The sequence below is a fragment of the Campylobacter sp. RM10537 genome, assembly GCF_022369435.1.
Classification (GTDB): Bacteria; Campylobacterota; Campylobacteria; order Campylobacterales; family Campylobacteraceae; genus Campylobacter_D; species Campylobacter_D molothri.
In genome coordinates this window covers 424,879-443,938 of the sequence record NZ_CP059597.1, presented here as the reverse complement: position 1 = coordinate 443,938, position 19,060 = coordinate 424,879, and the positions used below count along the sequence as shown (strand labels likewise).

Genomic DNA, 19,060 nt, shown 5'->3' with positions numbered 1-19,060 from the left:
CAATTAAGCGATATTAATTTCTTTTTATTTACTTCCTAAACCCTAGTTTGTCCTATAAGATTATTTAATCTATCCATTATATTATTTACAAAAGAATTTATACTTTGGCTACTTGCTTTTCAGCCATTAGCCTTTGCTTGATTAAACTGATTATCAAACCAAGCTCCACCATAACCTATGCTTGTATTTTGCCATTTAACCCCTTTATCCATTGCATATATACCTGCATCAAGCCAGCCATCTTGCGCATAGCCTTTTAATAAACTTGCAAAATCAACCTTACCTGTCATAATGTCATCTAGTGAAACATCAAAAGAAGGATTTGCTTTCATTTCTAGCTTACGTTGTGCTTCCAAAACTTTTGCTTCAGGACTTAAAACAACTTGATTTGAAGATGGAATAGGCGGATAAGACTTTAAAAAACTCATAAACAAAGCTTCTTTAGAATAACTTCCATCTTCATTTTTTAGATAAACTGACATATCAGGATTGAAACCACCTTCTAGCGAAGGACCTTGCTCCATACTTTGTGGAGAAAAGTCAAGTTTCATAAGGTTCATATCCAAACCCATAGTAGAATATTTAATCGCTTGTGCTTCGTGAAATTGTTCTGCATTGAATATTTTTTACAACTTTTTCTTGATTATCATTACGACCATAATTTAATCCTTTAGGCAATTGTTCTAAATCCGCTTTGCTAAAACTTGTTTTATCATTTGGAAATGCTCTTATTACTTGATTAAAGCTATTATAATAGGACTTAACAATAGAAGCCATATCAAAACTATTATAATAGTTTCCACTAGTTTCATCAGCCATATTATGTTGATTAAATCTCTCTATCTCATCCAAAGTAGATTTATGTATCTTAAAATCTTCAGGAAGTCCCGCAGCTTTGTTAAAATCACTTCCCATATAACCATCTTTATCTACACTATAACCATAGGCTGTATTATTACTTATATCTGCTTGTTTATATTTTAGAGTATAAATAGAGTTTTTAAATTCACTTGATATATTATAATTAGGAGAACTTGTCTTACTACTTATACTAAAATTAGTATTATTGCTAGTATTTGTTGTATTAGTAGAATTTAATACTTCACTTCTTATTAAAGTTTGTGAATTTGCACTTTGAATTTCATTTAACTTACTAGCATTTTGTTTTAAAAAGCATTAGCAAAACTTATTTTAGAATTTTCTTTACTTTCTTTATTAGCTTTTGCTTGTGAAAGTATAGAATTATAGTTTGAGTTATCATTGATACTAAAGATACTCATATTAATTCCTTAATTTAGATTTTTTTGCCTTCAATCTAAATATCTTAAAATAATATAAGCAAGAAGTGTTCCACTTTGGATAAGTGGAACGAGAGTATTTAAAATAAGACCAAAAATTAATATATTAATTATCGTTTTAACTGATTTACAATACCAAGCATATCATCACTTGTAGTTATGGCCTTTGATCCAGCCTCATAAGCCCTTTGTCCCGTAATCAGATCTGTCATTTCTTCAACAAGTTGGACATTGCTAAGCTCCACAAAACCATGTCTGATTGTACCAAGCCCATCTTGCCCTGCAATTCCTGCAACTGGAGCACCGCTAGCACCGGTTTCAAGATATAAATTATCCCCCATAGAGTGAAGTCCCGCTGGATTAATAAACTGCACTAATTCCACTTGTCCAATTTGAGTTTCTTGTTGCTCTCCAGGAAGCATAACAGATACCGTTCCATCAGTTGCCACATTAATAGCAGTTGCACCTTCTGGTATAGTCATTTCAGGAAGTAGTTTATAGCCATCTGAATTTACAATATTACCTTCATTATCTTTTGTAAATTGTCCATTTCTGGTATATCCTATCGTTCCATCAGGAAGTTGAATTTGAAAAAAACCATTCCCAGCAATAGCCATATCAAGACTATCTGTACTCGTTGCTTTCAAATTTCCCTCTGTAAAAACTTTTGTTACAGCAGTAGGGCGTACACCAACCCCTACTTCTATGCCTGAGGGTGAAAGAGTTGTGGCTGAAGTAGAAGTTCCTGCATATTTCATAACCTGATACATTAAATCAGCAAATTCAGCACGACTCTTTTTAAAACCAGCTGTATTAACATTAGCAATATTGTTAGAAGTAACATCAATTTGTGTTTGCTGCGCTACCATTCCTGTAGCTGCAGTATGAAGTGATCTCATCATTTTTTTATCCTTTTAATTTTTAATCTTATTTAACAGATGCAAGCTTATTAATTGCTTCTTGATTTAAATCATCCATATGAGCTGTCATAACTTTTTGATACATTTCAACCATTCTATTAGTCTCAATCAAGCCCACCATTTCAATAACTGGATTGACATTGGAACCTTGAGAAAACCCTTGTCGTACCGCATTAGAATTATCCAAATCTCTAATACGAGTTAAATCATCGATTTTATAAACATTATCTCCATCTTTTTGCAAAGCCCTCATATCATCTACTTGTGCAATAAATAATCTTGCATTTCTTGCACCATCAACTTCAATATTTCCATCTTTATCAACACTAATTTGAGAGGATCCATTTGGAATCTTAATAGCAGCATTTTCAGGATTATTAAAATAATCACTACTTAATACCTTATATCCTTGTTTGTTTACCAAGTACCCTTCTTCATTTAATTGAAAATTTCCATCTTTGCTTAATCTAATTTCTCCATTTTTTGTTTGAACTAGATAAAAAGCATCATCTCTTGTTATTGCAAAATCTAAAGGATTGTTAGTTGCTTTTAAAGAACCTAAACTGAAATCTGTATATTCTTGAGAAACTTGCGGTATGCCATCTATAGTGGTATTAAGAAAGCGTGACGCATCTCTTGTATTATTTTCTATAGGCAACACATCCTGAGTTTCTTTAAAAATCCTTTTAAAATCTGCAATTACAACATCATCTCTTTTATATCCACTTGTATTAATATTGGCAAGATTGTTTGTAATAACATCAAGTTTATTAAACTGAGTTACCATTCCACCCACTGCTTGATAATATCCGTTTTGCATATTTTCACCTATAAAATTATTTTATTACAAAAAAACAAAAGCAAAGAGTGTTCCAACTTTTAAAAATATAGAAAAAACGAGGAATAAAAGAAGAATTTATAAGAAAACAAGGCTTTTAAAGCCTTGTAAATTAATCCATTTGGCGGCGTAAAAATGTAGGAGTTTCTATTTGAGCCATAATCTCTTCATCAAAACCACCACTTACTTTTTTAAGATTTAAATAAGGATTTTTCTTAGCAACTTCGGTTTCCTCTGAAGATTTTTTTCCAACAGTATCTTTATCTTCAAAACCTGTAGCAATAATAGTCACTTCAACTCTATCTTCCATAGTGTCATCCATGGTTGATCCAAAAATAATTTTTGCATTTTCATCAACTTTTTCTTCAATACTATTAGCTGCTGCAGAAATTTCAAATAAAGAGCAATTAGAGCTTGTTTTAAAATGCAAAATCACACCTTTAGCCCCTTTAATATCCATTCCATCTAATAAAGGAGACTCTATAGCATTTTTTAATGCTATTTCAACAGCATTTTCACCTTCAGCACTTCCAACACCCATAAGTGCAAGTCCTCTATGACTCATGATAGTTCTAACATCAGCAAAATCAACGTTAATATCACCATTATCTAAAAGTATAGAAACCATACCTTTTACTGCACGAGTCAAGATATCATCAACTAATTTAAAAGCCTCTTTCATGCTTGCTTTTTTATCAATAATACTTAAAAGTTTTTCATTTTGAATTACAAGGATAGAATCGCTTTCTTTTTTTAACTCAAGAAGTCCGCTTTCTGCAAGTTTTTTTCTTTGTTTACCTTCAAAGCTAAAAGGCATAGTTACCACAGAAACAGTTAAAGCTCCAATTTCTTTAGCTGCTTGTGCTATAACAGGAGTAGCACCTGTTCCGGTTCCACCACCAAAACCAGACGCAATAAATACTATATCACTTTGACTTAAACTCGCTTTGATTTCCTCAAAACTCTCTCTAGCACTTTCTGCTCCAACTTCAGGAAGCATACCTGCTCCAAGCCCTTTTGTTTTCTTTTCGCCAAGTTGAATTTTAGTTTTTGCCAAAGATGCAGAGATAGCTTGTGCATCAGTATTAGCAGCGATAAGATCAAGATCATTCAGCCCCATTTTAACCATATGATTGATCATATTACCGCCACCACCACCGCAGCCTATAACTTTAATTTTCGCACCCTTGTTATGTTGCATCTCTTCTACTAAAAATTCATTCATTAAATTCTCTCCTTGTTAAAATTGATTTATTATTTTATGCCAGACGCTTGAAAAAAGACCAGATTTTTTTTCTCGTGTCTCTTTGAAATCTAATTGTTCTTGAATTGCTATTGTATCATTTTCTTGCAAATTTTCATCAAAAAAATCAGATTTTATTTCAGTTTCTACTTCTTTTTGAGGAATAATTTCTTGCCTGATTTGGCGATTATAATTTTCTATTTCACCTTTATATCTTAATTTTTCATTAGAATCAAGCTCATAAGGAGTAAAATAACCTGCTCCATAAAGACAAAGACCTATGGCACAAGTATTTTCAGGATCATTAAAAATTTCATTAAAACTTGTTATTAAGTCTCTTCTTGCAGTTGCTATTCTAATAGAACGATTATCAAAAGTAGCAGGTGCCAACTCATCAATGCCTGCTAATTTAGTCATTCCTCCAGTAAGCACAACTCCACCACCTATGCTATTAGCATAACGATTATCGCTTAAAATTTTTGCTAAAATCATTAAAGTTTCTTCTGCTCTAGCATAAATAACCTCTGAAATAATATCCAAAGAAACCTCATTTACTCTTTTTTCATCACCCATTGTTGGAATTTGTATAAGTGCATTAGGTTGCTGTGATAAGGCCGCATAATTGAGTTTAATTTTTTCAGCTTCTTTAAGTGGAGTATGTAAAGCCATTGATAAATCTTGAGTAATATTAATAGAACCAATTTGCAAACAATCATTATAACGGATCGAATTTCCAGTATGAACCACCATATCACAAATTGCACCACCCATATCAATAAGGACAGACCCGAGTTCTTTTTCACTATCATCCAAACAAGCTATTGATGAAGCATAACCAGAAAGCACTATATTATCAACTCTTAAATCTGCTAATTCTACGGCTTTTTTCAAATTTTTAATATGAGATTCTTGGGAAATAACAATATGAGTTGAAACTTCCAAGCGACTTCCGCTCATTCCTAAAGGATCATCTACATGCTCTAAATCATTGACTTTAAAATTATAAGGTAAAACATGAATAATTTCGTATCCACTTGGTATATTAGCTGTATGTTTTGCAGTGCTTACCGCTCGATGTATTTCTTTAATTCCAATTTCATGATTTGGAATATTTACAACTCCAATACTATCTACACTCTTAGTATAAGCTCCAGAAATAGAAACAACAACTTTATCATAATGTACACCGCTCATCATCTCGGCATTTCTTACCGCTTCTTCAATAGATTTTGAAGCAAGTTCAATATTTGTAATAGCACCTTTTTTCACACCATTGGTTTTTGATTTTGAAAAACCAATAATTTTTAAACCTTCATCATCTTTTTGCGCAATAATAGCACAAGTTTGAGTCGAACCTAAATCAATTCCTAGTATATTCAAAATCACTTCCCTTTATAATAAATTTTTATTGGATATGCTTTTCTTAATTGATTAATTAATTCCTGTTTTATCATATCAGATTTTAATATTTGCAAATTTTGTTTTAATGTTTCATAATGCTGATTTAATTTATCATCACTAATATCAATTTTTTGCTTATTGATTTTATAAAGCACTGCTTTATTATCACCTAAAAGAACATAAGAAGCATTTTGATCAGAATTAAAAACATTAGTTAAAAAATAACTAAATTCAGCATTATTAAATATATTTTTATCCATTTTGATATCACTAAGCAATGAATCTCTAGTTACAAAACCTATATTTTCACCTTTAAAATCTTTCAATCTCTCCTCAGCTTCTTTTTCTAAATTTTCTTTAGATTTTTCGCTCAAATATAAAGGTAAAATTTCATTCCTAGCTTCTTCAAAAGTTTTAATTCTTATAGGATTAATTTTATTGATCTTAATAATCATATAGCCATCTTTATATCTAACCGGTCTTAAAAGATCTCCGGTTTTAATTTTAGATAAAAGATCCAAAGGATAATAGATACTTAAATCCGAAATATTTTCATCTTTTTGAAATTTCTCTTTATTGTTCTTTAATTCTAAAAATTTAGCATTGGCTAAATTTTTAAGCTTGATTAAACCATAATCTTTTGCAACTTTATTTTTTGCCAATTTAAAATCTAAAATCTTGCCATCTTGATCTTTATAATTTAGTCGATTGTTTGCATCATTGTAAAATTTTTGCAATTCTTCTTCTGAAAAATTCTGATCATTTAATGGTAAAAAATATGTAGAAATTTCATAAGTTTTACTTGTTTTATAATCTTCTTTTTGTTGTTCCCAAAATTTTTTTAACTCCTCCTCGTTGATCTTTATATTCTTTTTATCATAATTAAGTTCTGCAATACTTAAAGAATCTTTCATAAAATAAGCAATTGCCAACATTTTGATTTCACTTTCACTAGAAGGCAAGTTAAAAATTTTATTTAATTTATCAATGATAACTTCATCAGAAAGAATTTTTTCATAATCTTTAGGCATAAAACCATTAGCATGTAAAATTTCATAATAAATTGTTTTATTAAATTCACCTATTGGGTTTTGAAAAGCTCTTGTTTGCGTAAGCTTTTCTATAATTTCATTATCGTTAGAATTTAAACCTAAGTCTTTAGCAAAATTTAATAAAAGTTTATCTTCTATAAGAGAATTTAAAGCTAATTCTTTTAAACCTATCTTTTCAGCATTATTTTCATCCAAACTGCCATTGCTAATCTGATTATAATAATTAAAAATCTGATTATATCGTGTATTAAATTCATTGTAACTTATCTTCTCATTTCCAACAATAGCTGCATTTGAAGCACGATCAAGATTAAAATCATAAGCACCCCAATTAACAAAAACAGCTCCAACTAAAGCAATAGTACTAATCCATATAGTAATAATAAGATATTTTCTATGATGCTGCATCCAAGTAAGCATACTATTCCTTGATAAAAAAATAAGTTTAATATTTTAGCACATAAGTTTTTAAGTGGAGTTTAATTTAAACCAAAGTATGTTGTTTTTTTGATTTTGATGCTAAAATAAGCTATAATATCAAACCCGATTAATAAAAATTTTGTAGGATTTAGCTTGGAAATTCCACATATTCCAGTATTACTTAATGAAGTCAATAAGGCCTTTGAAAATTTAAACCATGGATATTTTTTAGACTGCACTGTAGGCTTTGGTGGCCATAGTGAATCTTTGCTTAAAAATCATCCTAATATAAAACTAATTGCTTGCGATCAAGATGAAGAAGCACTTGAATTTTCAAAACAGCGCCTTGAACAATTTAAAAACAGAACGCAATTTTTCTTAACAAATTTTAGCCAAATTCTTGATCAAATTCCTACAAATTCTTTAAGAGGAATTTTAGCAGATATTGGAATTTCTTCTTATCAATTAGATAATAATAAACGAGGATTTAGTCTTGATTCTGATTTTTTAGATATGAGAATGAATCAAAATATTAAAAATTCAGCTTTTAATGTTGTTAATTCTTATACTTGTGAACAACTCACTTATATTTTTAAAGAATATGGTGAATTAGATGATGCTTATTTTATTGCTAAAAAAATTTGTCAATCAAGGATTAAAACACCTATAAAAAGTGCCAAAGAATTACAAAAAATTATAGGCTCAACCAAACAACATCATAGAAAAGTTTCCAAAGCAACTTTAGTTTTTCAAGCTATTAGAATTGAAGTCAACCAAGAACTTGAGGTTTTAAAAATTTTTTTGGAAAAATTAGAAAAAATAAAGTTAAAAGATTGTATTTTAGCTATAATTTGTTTTCATTCTTTAGAAGATAGAATAGTGAAAAATTATTTTAAAAAATGGTCTAAAAATTGCATTTGCGATGAAAAAGTTTTACGTTGCGAATGCGGAAATAATCATTCTTTAGGAAAAATTTTAAATAAAAAAGTTATCATTGCAAGTGAAACAGAAATAATGCAAAATTCAAGATCTAGTTGCGCAAAAATGCGTTTATTTCATTTTAAAAATATGGAAAAATAATGTTAGAAGATGATTTTTTAAAAGAAAAACAAAATATACGTCAAAAAATGCTAAATTTTTCACGCGCTATGAATCAAGGAAAGCCTTTAGACGATGAACTTAAAAATGAAATTATTTCCAGTAATGATATTTTTAAAAGACGATTAAATAAACAACCTCGTAATTTATTTGATCCAGATGAATATGAAATAAAAAATTCTAAAAAATCAAATATATATCTTAAAGAAGATTTAATTAATGTAAAATTAGAAGAAAAGCAATCCTTGGCTAAAAAAATTTTTTCTAAAATAAAAGAAAAAAATAAAAATTCACACACAAAAAAAAATAAGAAAAAATTATTTTCTCTAAAAAAAACAGAAAAAGAAATTGAGCCCAAAAAGATACAAGAAAATAAAATAGAAACTAAAAATTTAAATAAAAAAAACAATAAAGAATCTCAATTACTAAAAAAAGAAAATAACTATAAATTAGATAAAAAAAATTCAAAAATTCCACAAACTGATATTAAGCAAAGTTTAGAAAATTTACAAAAAAAAATACATACCAACAATATAACCGATATACCGTTGAAAAAAAATTCCAATGAAGAAGATACCGAACAAGCTAAAAATACTCTTTTAGAAGGTTTCACAGATGCAACCAAGGAAGATAGAAATTTAAATTTCAATCACTTGCTTTTTGCTATTTTACTTGTAAGTTTTGCTTTATTACTTTTTATTCCACAAATTTATATAAGAAATCAAATTTATTATTTAAGTCGAGAAATTGCAACTTTAAAAACAGAAGAAAGTGTTCTTAATGAGGAAAATAAAGATCTAAAAAGAAGATTAGAAAATATGCGTTTTCAAAATCAAATTCTTGATTATCTTGATTGAATAATTTTTTCTAACACATATTTTTCTAAATTCTTCTTTAAAATATCATCTTTTAAAGCTTCTTTGTAAAGTTTACTTGCTACCAAAGAGTATTTTTCATATGAAAAATAAGGAAAATGTAAACCCCAAGCTTTTTTAATCAATTGTCTTGAAATAATTTTTCTAGTATAAATTTTAAAAATATCATAACTTATAAAAACACAAGATGTTACAACAACTGCACTAATTATACTTATATGGAAGTCAAGACGCATAAAAAAATAATGTGTAATAAGTAATAAAGGTAATAAAACAAGCACACAAAGAATACTAAAATATAAATAAGAATTTAAAATTTTGAAATTAAAATTAAGTTTAGAAGGATCAACAAGCATTCCATCATTAAACAAAGCGTTAGCTTCAAGTAAATCACGTAAAATAACTGGTTGATCTGATATTTTAAAAAGAAAATTAAGACTAAAATCTTTAAATTTTTTCATGCTTTAAAATATGTAAATAAAAGCTTTTAGCCTTTATTTACAAGCTCTTCTGTAACTCTTGCAATTTCAAATTCTTCATCTGTAGGAATAATACAAACTTTTATTTTAGAATCTGTGGTGCTTATTATTCTTTCAGTGGACATTCTTTGATTATTTAAATTCAAATCAAGATCAATACCAAGATGAGATAATTTTTCACAAACTTTTTGTCTTACCAAAGAAGAATTTTCACCTATGCCTCCTGTGAAAATAATACCATCAGTTCCTGGTAATACAGCAAGATAAGCTCCTATATATTTTACTAAACGATAGCAAAACATATCAAAAGCTAAACGTGCTTTATCTTCTCCTTTTTCAACTCGTGATTCAATATCTCTAAAATCATTGTAACCACAAATGCCATATACGCCGCTTTTTTTATTCATCAAATTATCAATCTCTTCTATATTTAAGCCTCTTGCTTTACTAATAAAAGGTATAATTGCAGGATCCATATCGCCACAACGAGTTCCCATAACTAGACCCTCAAGAGGAGTAAATCCCATAGAAGTATCTACGCTTTTTCCATTTTCTACAGCACAGACACTTGCTCCATTCCCGAGATGAGCTGAAATCACATTTACACTCTTTTTACCTAATAAATTAGCAGCTTTTGAACTTACATAAGCATGAGAAGTTCCATGGAAGCCATATCTTCTTATACCATCTTTATCATAAAATTCATAAGGCAAAGCATACATATAAGCATAATCAGGCATTGTTTGATGAAAAGCTGTATCAAAAACTGCAACATTTGGTACATTTGGAGCAGCTTTAATCATTGTTTTTATACCTGCTAAATGAGCTGGATTATGCAAAGGGGCAAAAACACTTACTCTGTCAATTTCATTAAGTACATGATCATCTATTAAACAATGTTTTGTTAAAGTTTTCCCTCCATGGACAATACGATGACCACAACCATCAAGAACTTTTAGATCTTCTAAAATTCCTGATTCCTTAAAAAGTTCATTTAAAACTTGCAAGCCATGTTCATGATCTTTTATGGCAATATCTCTTTCAAATTTTTCATCACTTAAAGTATTTTTTAAAACAACTTTAGAAGTTTCCTCACCTATTTTTTCAATTAAACCACTTGCCTTAACTATTTTATCATCAAAAAATTTAAATTTTATAGATGATGAACCTGAATTTAAAACTAAAACTTTCATTTTACATCCTTTATTAAAAATTATTGCGCTTGTACAGCACTTAAAATTACAGTATCTACAATATCATCAACCAAACACCCACGACTTAAATCATTGACTGGTTTTTTAAGACCTTGTAAAATAGGACCAATTGCCAAAGCATTAGCTGTTCTTTGCACAGCTTTATAGCCTATATTTGCAGCATCAAGATCTGGGAATACATAAACATTGATCTGTCCTGCTATTTTAGATTCTGGCATTTTTGAAGCTGCAGTCTTAGGATCATAAGCGCAGTCAAATTGCATAGGGCCATCTATATTTAATTCTGGATATTTTTCCTTAGCTATCTTAAGAGCTTCTTTTACAAGATCTACACTTTCACCTTTTCCACTATTTCCACTAGAATAAGAAAGTAAAGCAACTTTAGGATCTAGTCCAAAAGATTTTGCGGTCATAGCACTAACATAAGCACTAGAGGCTAATTGTTCAGCTGTTGGATTAGGATTGACAGCACAATCTGCAAAAGCTAACATTTTATCTTCTAAACCCATAAAAAATAATCCTGAAACAGAACTCACTCCTTCTTGAGTTTTAATCAACTGAAGCGCAGGACGAATTGTCTCAGCTGTGGTTGTAGAAGCGCCGCTTACCATAGCATCAGCTTTTCCACTATGCACAAGTAAAGTTCCAAAATAAGTCTTATCTTTTACTAATTCCTTAGCTTGATCAAGAGTCATTCCCTTAGATTTTCTTGCTTCATAAAGCATTGAAGCAAATTCTTCACATAAATCAGAAGTGCTAGGATTCATCATTTTTGCAGAATGGATATTAAGCATTAGTTTTTCTGCATTCTGCTTGATTTCTTTTTCATCTCCTAAAATAATAAGATCAACAACTTCAGTTTTTAATAAAATATCGCAAGCTTTTAAAATTCTCTCATCATTGCCTTCTGGTAAAACAACTGTTTTTTTATTTTTAATACCTTTTTTAATCATTTCATATTTAAAACGATAAGGAGTCATAAAATCATAAGATTTTAATTGACTGATTTTCTCAAAATCAATATTTTCATCAATTAAAACGTAATTTTTACCATTTAAAAGTTTATCAAGATGTTTTTGAGTCATTGCCATATATTCACTACAAACATCAGCAACAATTGGAGTATTAAGATTTTTGGCGATCTTAACATTAAGTCCAAAGGTATCTAATATACCAAATTGAGAAAAACCAATTGTTAAAACAAATTCATATTTTTCTTTTAACTCTTCATAAGTTTTTAAAATAGTATTAAAAAAAATATTAGAGTCTTTATCAAATTCTTCCATAGCATCTTTATCAATAAAACTATAGGTATTTTCTATATTTTGATTGATGCTAAATTGATTAAGCCACTCTTGAAAAATAGAAATATCATGCTTGGAAGCTATTGGGCAATAAATTGCTATATTTTTATAATTTTTACTATAATATTCTAGCAATTTTAAACCGACTATAATATTTTGATCATCACTCTTAGATCTTATTAAATAAAGATTCTCCATTACTTCTCCTTTTATTTTAAAAAAGTGGAACACTCTTTGCTTTTGTATATTTATAAATATTATTTTAACAAAAAAAAATAAAAATTCATAATTTAAAGGACGATTTTAATGAAAAAAGTTTTATTTTATACTCTACCATTTGTATTTTTTGGTTGTTCTGCTACAGTAGATCCACAAATTTCTATGAAACCACCTGCTTATGTAGAGGAGCTTGCCCCTAAACAAAGTAATAATATTGAAACAGCACCAGGATCGCTTTTTGGAAAGGGAGATAATCCTTTATTTTCAGATAAAAAAGCAATGAATGTTAATGATTTGGTTACAGTAGTTATTCAAGAAAGCACTACTCAAAGCACTCAGGCTAATAAAGCTACAAGCAGAACCAATACTTCAAATTTAGGCGGAGGAACTTTAACAGGTGGTTCTGGAATTTTAAAAAATGCAATCAATAAAGTTAATGCATATTCTAATATAGGTTTTCAGACTAATAGTACAAATAACTATCAAGGTTCAGGCTCTCAAAGTCGCAATGAAAGTTTTAATACAACAATTTCAACTCGAGTAATTAAAATTTTATCCAATGGTAATTATTTTATTGAAGGCTCAAGAGAACTTTTAATTAATGGAGAAAAACAAATTATACAATTAAGCGGAGTAATTCGTCCTTATGATATTGGACAAGATAATACCATAGATAGTAAATATATCGCAGATGCAAAAATTCTTTATAAAACTGAAGGCGAAGTTGATAGAAGCACTAGAAAACCTTGGGGAAGCAAAGTAATAGAAGCTATTTGGCCATTTTAATAAAAGTAAGGTTTTTTACCTTGCTTTTATTAGTCTTTTACTGTTCTACTTTTTACCTCATCTTCAACTTCTAATAAAAATCTATCAACCAAATCTTTTTCTTTAAGTTTAGCTACAACTTCACCGTGTCTTATAACAAGACCTTGATTTTTTCCAAAAGCTATGGCAACATCAGCCCCCTTAGCTTCACCTAAAGCATTAACAACGCAACCCATAACGCTAATGTTAATCGGTTCTTTAATATGTTTAGTTTTTTCTTCAACTATTTTAATTGCACTAAGTAAATCACTTTGTATTCTTCCGCAAGTTGGACATGAAATGATATTAACTCCGTTTTTTTGCACTCCGCTATCTTGCAAAATTGCTTTTGCGACACGAATTTCTTCTTCAAGTTCTCCTGTTATTGATACACGCATTGTATCACCTATACCTTTAAGAAGTAAATTTCCTAAAGCTATAGAACTTTTTATTGTGCTATGAAATTTAGTTCCAGCCTCTGTAACACCTAAATGAAACGGATAATTACAAAGTGGACGTAATCTTTCATAAGCTTCTATTGTTTTTTGAGCATCCGAAGTTTTCATCGAAATTTTAATATCTGTAAAATCTAAATCCTCTAAAAGTTTGATATTATACAAAGCACTCTCTAACATAGCATCTATACCATATCCAAATTTATCACTAAATTGTTTTTCTATAGAACCATGATTTATCCCTATACGTATAGGGATATCGCGTTCTTTACACGCTTTTACTACTTCTTTAATGTTTTCCTTAGAACCAATATTTCCAGGATTGATTCTCACACCATCAATAAATTCAGCACAATATACAGCTAAATTATGATTAAAATGAATATCAACTATTAAAGGCAACGGACTCTTTGTTTTAATTTCCTTTAAAGCTCTTGCATCTGCCATATCTAAACAAGCTAAACGCACTATATTAGCTCCAGCAAAATAAAGACGATTAAGTTGTTCTAAACAACCCTCTATATCTCTAGTTTTTGTAAATAACATTGATTGAACGGAAATAGGCGCATTACCTCCTATTAACACATCTCCAACTTTAATCTGTTTTGTTTCAACTCTTTTTACCATAAAAACTCTTTTTTAATATTATTTTTAAAATTTTAACTTTTTTTGCTTTAACTAAAGTTTATTTTTATATAATCTCTCCATCTAATTTTATTAAATATATGGAAAAAATAATGCAAAATTTAAAAAATGGTGGAGTGATTTGGCTAACAGGATTAGCTGGAAGTGGAAAAAGTTATATTGCTGAAGAATTATGTAGAAAATTAAAAGAAAAATTAAATAATATCATCTATCTTGATGGTGATGAATTAAGAGATCTTTTAGGGCATTATGGCTATGAAAAAGAAGGGCGTATTGAAGTCTCATTAAAACGTTCTAATTTTGCTCATTTTTTAAGTTCTCAAGGAATGATAGTTATAGTAAGTACAATTTCTATGTGGAATGAAATTTATAGCTATAATCGAAAACGATTAAAAAACTATTTTGAAATTTATATAAAATGTGATTTTGAAGAATTAAAAAGACGAGATAAAAAAGGACTTTACAGTGGGGCTATACAAGGCAATATCAAAAATGTTGTAGGTGTTGATATTGATTTTGATGAGCCATGCCCTGATCTTATTATAGATAATTCAAAGCTTGATAATCTTGAAGAAAAAGTATCAACAATCTTAAATTCTTTACAAAAACATCTATAAAATATGCAAGATTTATTAGAATTTATACGAAATAACTTAAACCAAACTCAAGCTCAGATTTTATTAAAAGCTTTAAAAAATTCTCATAATGAAAATTTTTTTAGTTTTGTTATGAAAAATATTAATATTATTTGCGAATGGCTAAATTCTCATGAATTTAAAGAAAATTATTTAAACAATCCTTATCCCGCCTTAATCAATCCAAATTTCATTGATACAGATTCAAGCAGATATTGCGCAGAACTTGCCTGGGATCTAAATTTACCTCTACCTCAACATTATAAATTTATCTACATTTCTCCTCATGGAGTTGGCGCTGCTGCATTTTTAAGATATCTCAATGAAGGTTGTAATGTTTTATGTTTCCCTTCTTGGACCTCGCCTGAAGATGCTAAAGAAAGATATTGCATGCATTATATGCATTTAAATAGCAATATTAAGCAATATGCCATAAATATTTCAGAGCTTAATATTCCTAATTTTGATAAATTTTTAGCCCTGCTTAATCCCAACTCTAAAATTATTTGTAGTGTTAGAGATCCAATAAGTATTTTAAAACACAATTGGGGAAGAGATTGGACAAAAATCACAAGAAACTATCCACGCGATTTTGATCTTACTTATGATTATAGAACTTATATTAAATTTTTAACCCACAATGCAAAAACTGAAATTAAAGTTGATTTTGAAGAACTAAACAATAGTGTTTTTATTTTAAATTTTTTATTACAATACTTTAATAAAGAACAAATATATTATTTAGATATGAACTCAATTATTCCTAAAAATGCTTTTAAAACCTTGGATTTTCTTGCTCGAAAATTCAGCTTTACCCCCCCCCCGCAAGAAAAACAATCTTTTTTTAAAATTCAAGAATTTCAAGGTTATATACGCTACCTTTTTCCTATCACACTTTATGTTAATGAAAAAGATATAAAGAATAGATTTACAATTAACAATCCTAAGATATATGATTTAGAAATCGATCCTTTAAATAGTATTGCCATTACTTTAGATAGACCAAGAGAAAATGAACAAATTAATATAATAAAATTAATTATTAACGATGATTTGTCAAATGATATAGCTTTATATATTCAAAAAGAAGATTTAGAAAAATTAACAAATAATGCACAACTTTTTACAATCGTTAAAGAATATTTACGTGATTTTTTATATGAAATTAAAAAAATCAATCATAAAAATCAACTTATGATGATGAAAGAAAAAGAGGTATTATCTATTTTTAATGCTAATAAATTTCTAGCATCTAAATTTTTAAATATTTTTAAAAAAGAATATCAACATTTAAAACAAAATCGTCCAGATATTATCAATTCTTGGAAATATTATCAAGAATTTAAAAAAATATTTTAAAAAAATAATAATTTTACATAAATTCTATAGGATCAATATCTGCATTAATATTTTTAAATTGCAAGACATATTCTTCTATAGAAATTAAAGCCTTATAAGAATCACTGCGAATAAGAATATGAAAACGATATTTTGAATTAATCATTTCAATACCACAAACCCCATAGCCAACAAGTTCTATATTTTTCATTATTGCTAATTTTTCAGCTAAATACTCACATAATTTTTGTGCTTTTGTTTTATCTATATCTTCTATAATTAGTCTTAAAAGACGTTTAAAAGGTGGATATAAATCTTTTCTATTCTCAAGTTCATCTTTTAAAAAAGTATCGTAATTTTGTATATATTTTTCAAAAAAAGCACGATTTTTAGTTTGTAAAAGCACCCTAGCTTCTCCTTTACGCCCTGCTCTACCTGCTACTTGCATAGCTAAAGCTAAAGTTTCTTCACTTGATCTAAAATTCGGCCTAAATAAATACTCATCAATACCTAAAATCACACTCAAATCAACATTATGATAATCATGCCCCTTAGCAAGCATAGAAGTTCCTATAAGTATATCAATTTTCTTATCGTTAAAATCTTTTAAAATATTATTTAATTTTTTAACACTGGTAATCTCATCGCTATCAAACTTTGCTACCTTAGCATGAATAAATTTTGATTCTAAAAGTTCCTTGAGTTCGGCTGTTCCCATTTTTCTAGCTTCTAGCATTAATCCTTTACAAGAAGGACAAAATTGATCGATGTTTTTTGTAAAATTACAATAATGACATTTTAATAAATTTCTATTTTTATGTAAACTCATAGCAATAGAACAAAATGGACACTTTATTGTATCTCCGCAATTTTTGCAAAAAATTTGACGAAAATTGGCACGCGTAGGTAAAAAAATAATGGCTTGTTTTTGCTTATTTAGACTTACTTGTATTTCATTTAAAAGCATTGGACTTAAAGATAATTCATTTTCATCATATAAAAAATATTTTCTACTTTCAAAAAATGTACCCTTAAGTCTAAATACTTTTTGTTTATAAAAACTTGTTAAAGAAGGAGTTGCGGATCCTAAAACAACCTTAATATTTAATTTCGATCCTAAAAAAAGCGCCAAATCTCTGACATTTATATAAGGTTTATTTGAAGCTTTGTAAGAATTATCATGCTCTTCATCTACTACAATTAAACCTAAATTTCTAAAAGGTAAAAAAAGCGCGGAACGGGCTCCAGCAATTAACAAGGCTTTACCTTCATTAAAACTTTCTAAACATTCTTGTTTCTTCTTTTTAGAAACCTTAGAATGCCATAAAAAAAAATTATCTTTAAAATACATCTCTAAACGTTTTTTAATTTGAGAAGTGAGTGAAATTTCAGGCATTAAAAATAAAACTTGCTTTCCTTTTTCTAAGTAATCTTTTATTAAAGAGATGTAAATTTCAGTTTTACCACTCCCAGTATCTGCAAAAAGTAAAGAACTTGATTGATTATTTAAAAATTCTAAAGCTTTTTGTTGCTCAAAACTTAAATTAGGTTTTTTTAAAATTTCTAATTTTTTACAAGAATATTCTTTACTTGTTGAAAAAAAACCTAAAACAAAACCTATTGTAGTAGCATAATAATAAGAAATAAATTTTGCGAGTTCAAATTGAGATTTACTCAAAGAAAAAGGTGTAAGTTCTTTAATAGCTTTTGTTTGAAAATTTGGCTTTTCACATTCTTTAATCACTAAAGCCCTAAGATTTTTTTTCATTTTTATATCTACAATAACTTCACTCAAAGAAGGAATCTTCTCCTCGCTATGAAAAATTAAATTCTGTAAATATAATCCAAAAATAGATACTTCATAATATCTCATTGCAAATCTTTACAATATTTTGAATTTATGCACTCTAAAATACCATCATTAGGATGATAAATAAAATCGATATATTCTTTTGAATTTAAAAAAAATCTATATTGATTAATTGTGATTTTCATCCAAGAATTAAAATCAGAATAAATGGGAGAATCAAGCAAAGAGTAGCCATTTTGATCGACACAATAAAAAAGTTTTTCTCTTGGGGTGTTAAATTTAGCTTGATCAAGATTTGCCATAAAAGCAATTTCCTTAAGCTCAGCTTGAGTACGCATGAGTGACAAAGCTGAGCTTAACATTTCATAATCTATTTTTAATTTTAAAATTTTTGCTTCATCTTTGTTTTTACCTGAAAAATTTAAAGATATACCTATAAGTATTCCTAAAATCAAAACAACAAAAACTAATTCAAGCAAAGTAAAAGCTTTTTTCATTTGACCGGAAGTTCTTCATTAATAGCTTTTATAAGTTTTTTAAGCTCTCTTTCTAAAATATAATTTTCATAACTTTTTTTTACAAAAGCATCTACAAAACGCTTAAGTTCAATTTTTTTAGTTCCGCCAGAAATTAAAGCAATATCATCCTCTAAAATATTAGCAAATTCTTCGCTACACTTGACAATAAAATCTTTTGCAGAAACATTGATAATTACTTGCTTTAAATTATCACTTGCCAAGTACAGCCTCGATTTTTTTATAAATATCCTCACTTTCTATATTGCGAGATTTTAATTCTTCTTCAAGACGCATAATTTGATTACTTTTTGCCTCATTTTGTGCTTTAACGCTAACAAGCTCGTTTCTTAAATTTTCATTTGCTTCACACACTTCATTATACTTTTCAATAAGCTCATTTACTTTATCTGACATAGTATTAATAATTTTTTCATCAAACATATTTTTCGCCTTCTTTAATTGAAAATTTAAATATAGGAAATATTTATATAATT

At 28.4% G+C, this 19,060-nt stretch carries 18 protein-coding genes and 1 pseudogene; 5 read left to right on the top strand and 14 right to left on the bottom strand.

The window, feature by feature from the left end:
• Nucleotides 1-35: 35 nt before the first annotated feature.
• The 6 genes and pseudogenes from CMOL_RS02250 to CMOL_RS02225 all read right to left on the bottom strand — a co-directional run bounded on the left by CMOL_RS02250 (nucleotide 36) and on the right by CMOL_RS02225 (nucleotide 7,172).
• Nucleotides 36-1,280 (bottom strand): annotated as a pseudogene (locus CMOL_RS02250) (Cj0814 family flagellar-dependent secreted protein).
• A 128-nt stretch (nucleotides 1,281-1,408) separates the two neighbouring features.
• The gene (gene flgG, locus CMOL_RS02245) at nucleotides 1,409-2,200 is read right to left on the bottom strand and encodes a flagellar basal-body rod protein FlgG (RefSeq protein ID WP_137624165.1); all 792 of its coding nucleotides are present in this window, start codon (nucleotides 2,198-2,200) and stop codon (nucleotides 1,409-1,411) included.
• 25 nt (nucleotides 2,201-2,225) lie between these two features.
• Nucleotides 2,226-3,038: a flagellar hook-basal body protein gene (locus tag CMOL_RS02240; RefSeq protein WP_239820547.1), complete on the bottom strand. Its 813-nt coding sequence runs from the start codon at nucleotides 3,036-3,038 to the stop codon at nucleotides 2,226-2,228.
• Between the two features lie 130 nt (nucleotides 3,039-3,168).
• Nucleotides 3,169-4,281: a cell division protein FtsZ gene (gene ftsZ / locus CMOL_RS02235; protein WP_239820546.1), complete on the bottom strand. Its 1,113-nt coding sequence runs from the start codon at nucleotides 4,279-4,281 to the stop codon at nucleotides 3,169-3,171.
• A 15-nt stretch (nucleotides 4,282-4,296) separates the two neighbouring features.
• The gene (gene ftsA, locus CMOL_RS02230; protein WP_200282257.1) at nucleotides 4,297-5,685 is read right to left on the bottom strand and encodes a cell division protein FtsA; all 1,389 of its coding nucleotides are present in this window, start codon (nucleotides 5,683-5,685) and stop codon (nucleotides 4,297-4,299) included.
• Nucleotides 5,682-7,172, bottom strand: a complete 1,491-nt coding sequence (locus CMOL_RS02225; protein WP_200282256.1) for a peptidylprolyl isomerase — start codon at nucleotides 7,170-7,172, stop codon at nucleotides 5,682-5,684. The genes ftsA and CMOL_RS02225 overlap by 4 nt, the downstream gene beginning before the upstream one ends.
• A gap of 153 nt (nucleotides 7,173-7,325) precedes the next feature.
• Here CMOL_RS02225 and rsmH point away from each other — a divergent pair, with 153 nt between their 5' ends.
• Both rsmH and CMOL_RS02215 read left to right on the top strand, forming a co-directional pair.
• Entirely contained in the window at nucleotides 7,326-8,252 is a 927-nt protein-coding gene (rsmH, locus tag CMOL_RS02220) for a 16S rRNA (cytosine(1402)-N(4))-methyltransferase RsmH (RefSeq protein ID WP_239820545.1), read from the top strand.
• Nucleotides 8,252-9,127, top strand: a complete 876-nt coding sequence (locus CMOL_RS02215) for a hypothetical protein (RefSeq protein WP_239820544.1) — start codon at nucleotides 8,252-8,254, stop codon at nucleotides 9,125-9,127. Before rsmH ends, CMOL_RS02215 begins: the two co-directional genes overlap by 1 nt.
• Here the strand turns inward: CMOL_RS02215 and CMOL_RS02210 are convergent.
• From CMOL_RS02210 to pta, 3 genes are read right to left on the bottom strand one after another with little or no spacing between them, the layout of a single operon-like run.
• The gene (locus tag CMOL_RS02210) at nucleotides 9,115-9,606 is read right to left on the bottom strand and encodes a hypothetical protein (protein ID WP_239820543.1); all 492 of its coding nucleotides are present in this window, start codon (nucleotides 9,604-9,606) and stop codon (nucleotides 9,115-9,117) included. The two genes, CMOL_RS02215 and CMOL_RS02210, sit on opposite strands and share 13 nt — an antisense overlap.
• Before the next feature lie 26 nt (nucleotides 9,607-9,632).
• The gene (locus CMOL_RS02205; protein WP_200282246.1) at nucleotides 9,633-10,817 is read right to left on the bottom strand and encodes an acetate kinase; all 1,185 of its coding nucleotides are present in this window, start codon (nucleotides 10,815-10,817) and stop codon (nucleotides 9,633-9,635) included.
• Nucleotides 10,818-10,837: 20 nt separating this feature from the next.
• Entirely contained in the window at nucleotides 10,838-12,340 is a 1,503-nt protein-coding gene (pta, locus tag CMOL_RS02200; protein WP_239820542.1) for a phosphate acetyltransferase, read from the bottom strand.
• 108 nt (nucleotides 12,341-12,448) lie between these two features.
• Here pta and flgH point away from each other — a divergent pair, with 108 nt between their 5' ends.
• Nucleotides 12,449-13,147: a flagellar basal body L-ring protein FlgH gene (gene flgH, locus CMOL_RS02195; protein ID WP_239820541.1), complete on the top strand. Its 699-nt coding sequence runs from the start codon at nucleotides 12,449-12,451 to the stop codon at nucleotides 13,145-13,147.
• Between the two features lie 29 nt (nucleotides 13,148-13,176).
• Here flgH and ispG read toward each other — a convergent pair whose 3' ends face one another.
• Nucleotides 13,177-14,247: a flavodoxin-dependent (E)-4-hydroxy-3-methylbut-2-enyl-diphosphate synthase gene (ispG, locus tag CMOL_RS02190; RefSeq protein ID WP_200282239.1), complete on the bottom strand. Its 1,071-nt coding sequence runs from the start codon at nucleotides 14,245-14,247 to the stop codon at nucleotides 13,177-13,179.
• A gap of 110 nt (nucleotides 14,248-14,357) precedes the next feature.
• Between ispG and CMOL_RS02185 the strand changes: the two genes are divergently transcribed.
• Nucleotides 14,358-14,882, top strand: coding sequence for an adenylyl-sulfate kinase (locus CMOL_RS02185; protein WP_239820540.1), 525 nt, complete (start codon nucleotides 14,358-14,360; stop codon nucleotides 14,880-14,882).
• Between the two features lie 3 nt (nucleotides 14,883-14,885).
• Entirely contained in the window at nucleotides 14,886-16,259 is a 1,374-nt protein-coding gene (locus CMOL_RS02180) for a DUF2972 domain-containing protein (RefSeq protein ID WP_239820539.1), read from the top strand.
• Between the two features lie 13 nt (nucleotides 16,260-16,272).
• Here the strand turns inward: CMOL_RS02180 and CMOL_RS02175 are convergent, their stop codons facing one another.
• Genes CMOL_RS02175 through CMOL_RS02160 form a run of 4 tightly spaced genes read right to left on the bottom strand, consistent with a single transcriptional unit; the run spans nucleotide 16,273 to nucleotide 19,007 of the window.
• Nucleotides 16,273-18,111, bottom strand: a complete 1,839-nt coding sequence (locus CMOL_RS02175; RefSeq protein ID WP_239820538.1) for a primosomal protein N' — start codon at nucleotides 18,109-18,111, stop codon at nucleotides 16,273-16,275.
• Nucleotides 18,108-18,545, bottom strand: coding sequence for a type II secretion system protein (locus CMOL_RS02170; RefSeq protein ID WP_239820537.1), 438 nt, complete (start codon nucleotides 18,543-18,545; stop codon nucleotides 18,108-18,110). Before CMOL_RS02170 ends, CMOL_RS02175 begins: the two co-directional genes overlap by 4 nt.
• The gene (locus tag CMOL_RS02165; RefSeq protein ID WP_137622217.1) at nucleotides 18,542-18,787 is read right to left on the bottom strand and encodes a hypothetical protein; all 246 of its coding nucleotides are present in this window, start codon (nucleotides 18,785-18,787) and stop codon (nucleotides 18,542-18,544) included. The genes CMOL_RS02170 and CMOL_RS02165 overlap by 4 nt, the downstream gene beginning before the upstream one ends.
• Nucleotides 18,777-19,007 carry a hypothetical protein gene (locus tag CMOL_RS02160; protein ID WP_137624181.1) on the bottom strand — a complete coding sequence of 77 codons (231 nt, stop codon included), beginning with the start codon at nucleotides 19,005-19,007 and terminating at the stop codon, nucleotides 18,777-18,779. Before CMOL_RS02160 ends, CMOL_RS02165 begins: the two co-directional genes overlap by 11 nt.
• Between the last annotated feature and the right edge of the window lie 53 nt (nucleotides 19,008-19,060).